The sequence below is a fragment of the Legionella tunisiensis genome (genome assembly GCF_000308315.1).
GTDB classification, from domain to species: domain Bacteria; phylum Pseudomonadota; class Gammaproteobacteria; order Legionellales; family Legionellaceae; genus Tatlockia; species Tatlockia tunisiensis.
Genome location: NZ_CALJ01000185.1, coordinates 1 through 2739, shown reverse-complemented (window position 1 = coordinate 2739; position 2739 = coordinate 1). Strand labels below are relative to the sequence as shown.

Genomic DNA, 2739 nt, shown 5'->3' with positions numbered 1-2739 from the left:
ACCTAAAGCACGGCCTCGAAGTGCTGCAAGTGTAGAAATTGCGCAATACTTTAAGCGCAGTGCAAGTTGCTGAAACTGACTAATCATTGTATCCAAGGCATCCATCTTATTGGCCTGAATCAGTGCAGCAATGCCTCGTAAATCAGCTCCAGAACTAAAATTTGAGGCATCGGGCTGATAAATAATTAATCCTTGGCATTCTTTTTCAGCCTTGTTTATTGCCTCTTGTAAACCATCAAGCACCGCTTGCCCAATGGTATTTGCTTTGCTTTTAAAATTAACTACTGCAACATCTTCTTTAAGATGCCATAAACGAACAGCTTCGTTCTCATATAAGGTAGTCGTATGATGAGAAGTTTCTTTTAACACGTTATCCGGGAAGAACTGGCGCTGATAAACTGCTAACTGGCTGCGTGGAATATACTTATTCTCCTGGGCAGAATAAGCACCCTCTACACCATAAAAATCATTAATCTTAGCTAGCCAGGAAGGTAATTTGGCCTGGCTTAAAGTCATTTTTTCAGCAATCGCGTTTTCTATGCTGGCTTTCATTTCCTTAATACCAGCCATCTGCCAGGTTTCAAAAGGACCATGCTGCCAACCAAAACCCCAACGAATGGCCAAATCGACATCACGTACATTGTCTGCTATCTCAGCCAAGTGATAGGCGCAGTAATGGAAGAGATCACGATAACAAGCAGTCAAAAATTTGGACTTGCTTATTAGCAGAAGTAGTCAATTGCTGCATGCGTGCTAGCGGATCAGCAATTTTCATAATATCTTTTAATTCATTACTGACTTTGCCCTGAGCTGGACGGTAATTTCCTGACTCAAGATCATAAACTTCAATAACTTTCCCATTTTTACGATAAATACCTTCCCCTGATTTCTGACCTAAACGACCTGCTTTAATCAAAGCCGTTAACCATTCTGGTAATTTAAATGCAGCATGCCAAGGATCTTCTTTAAGCTGTTGTTCCATCGTATGCACAACATGTTGCATAGTATCTAACCCTACAACATCCATGGTTCTAAAAGTAGCTGATTTTGGTCGTCCCAATAAGGAACCAGTTAACGCATCTACTTCGTCTAAACCTAGTTTCATTGCTTGCGCATGATGTAAGGTAGCTAATAGTGAAAACACTCCTATTCGGTTAGCAATAAAATTCGGTGTATCCTTCGCCCGTACAACCCCCTTACCCAGGCGGCTGGTTAACCAAGTCTCCAAATTATCCATCAGTTGCGGTGTGGTTGTAGTTGCTGGTATTAATTCAGCAAGATGCATATAACGCGGTGGATTAAAAAATGTACACCACAAAACCGGTTACGCTGTACTTCGGGTAATACCTTGGCAAGCGTGTTAATACTCAAACCTGACGTGTTACTAACTAAAATTGCTGTTTTATTCAAATGTGGAGCAACACGCCGATATAAATCTTCTTTCCAATCTAAACGTTCACCTATTGCCTCAATAATTAAATCGCAACTGGACAAATCCGCTAAATTTTGCTCATAATTTTTTGCCTGTAAGACTAGACCTGTTTGTGGTGTAGCCAAGGGGGCAGGCTTTAATTTACCTAGATTAGCAATCGCTTTATCAACTAACGCATTGGTTGCTCCCTCGTTACCAGCCAAATCAAATAATAAGGTTTCAATCCCTGCATTCACGCAATGAGCTGCAATTTGGGCTCCCATGACACCGGCACCGAGAACCGCGACTTTTTTAATGAAAAATGGTTCCTGCATGATTCATGTCCTTTTTATAATGTGAAAATACTCATTTCAGTGTTGATTAGTTGCTTTATTGGTACTTGTAACTACTTTCACAAAATAGCAATCACAAATACCATAGATTACGACGACTACTGATTACAAATCATTTCAGTAGTTGTTCTAAGATAGATTGAAACGAATTCCTTGGGCTAAAGGTAGAGCATCACCCCAATTAATCGTATTCGTTTGCCTGCGCATATAAGCCTTCCAGGAATCGGAACCTGACTCGCGACCACCGCCAGTCTCTTTTTCACCACCAAAAGCACCACCAATTTCAGCTCCAGAGGTGCCTATGTTAATGTTGGCTATACCACAATCACTTCCCATAGCACTTAAATAACGCTCAGCATTCTTAAGATTCTGCGTAAACAATGCCGAAGATAAGCCTTGTGGTACACCATTTTGTAAAGCGATTGCTTCCTCCAGGCTGCGATAAGGCATCACATAAAGAATAGGGGCAAACGTTTCTTCTTGCACAATATCCCATTCATTTTTTACGTCTGTTACCAAGGTAGGTTGAACAAAATAACCCGCTTCATTGATCACTTCACCACCAAATGCAATTTGTCCGCCGGCATCACGTATACGTGTAACCGCCTTGCGAAATTGATTCACAGCTTGCTCATCAATCAGAGGTCCCATCAAATTTTTGCTGTCTAACGGGTCACCGATAGTAATTTGTTCATAAGCATGTTGCAGTCGCTTAACAACATCTCGATACATCGATTCGTGAACAAACAAACGTCTGGTGGAAGTACATCGTTGGCCTGCTGTACCAACTGCACCAAAAACAATACCTGGGATAGCAAGATTTAAATCAGCTGATTCATCAAGAATGATTGCATTATTTCCACCCAGCTCCAGAATTGTTTTCCCTAAGCGGGTTGCTACTTTAGCCGCAACCTGTCTACCTACAGCCGTTGAGCCAGTAAAAGAATTAACGGTATCCGTGTATCATTAACCATC

2 pseudogenes are annotated in these 2739 nt (G+C 41.3%); both read right to left on the bottom strand.

From position 1 onward, the window contains the following. Window positions 1-1746 (bottom strand): annotated as a pseudogene (locus tag BN58_RS37025) (3-hydroxyacyl-CoA dehydrogenase NAD-binding domain-containing protein); the annotation flags it as partial. A gap of 147 nt (window positions 1747-1893) precedes the next feature. After that, window positions 1894-2739: pseudogene (locus tag BN58_RS24475) on the bottom strand (aldehyde dehydrogenase family protein); the annotation flags it as partial.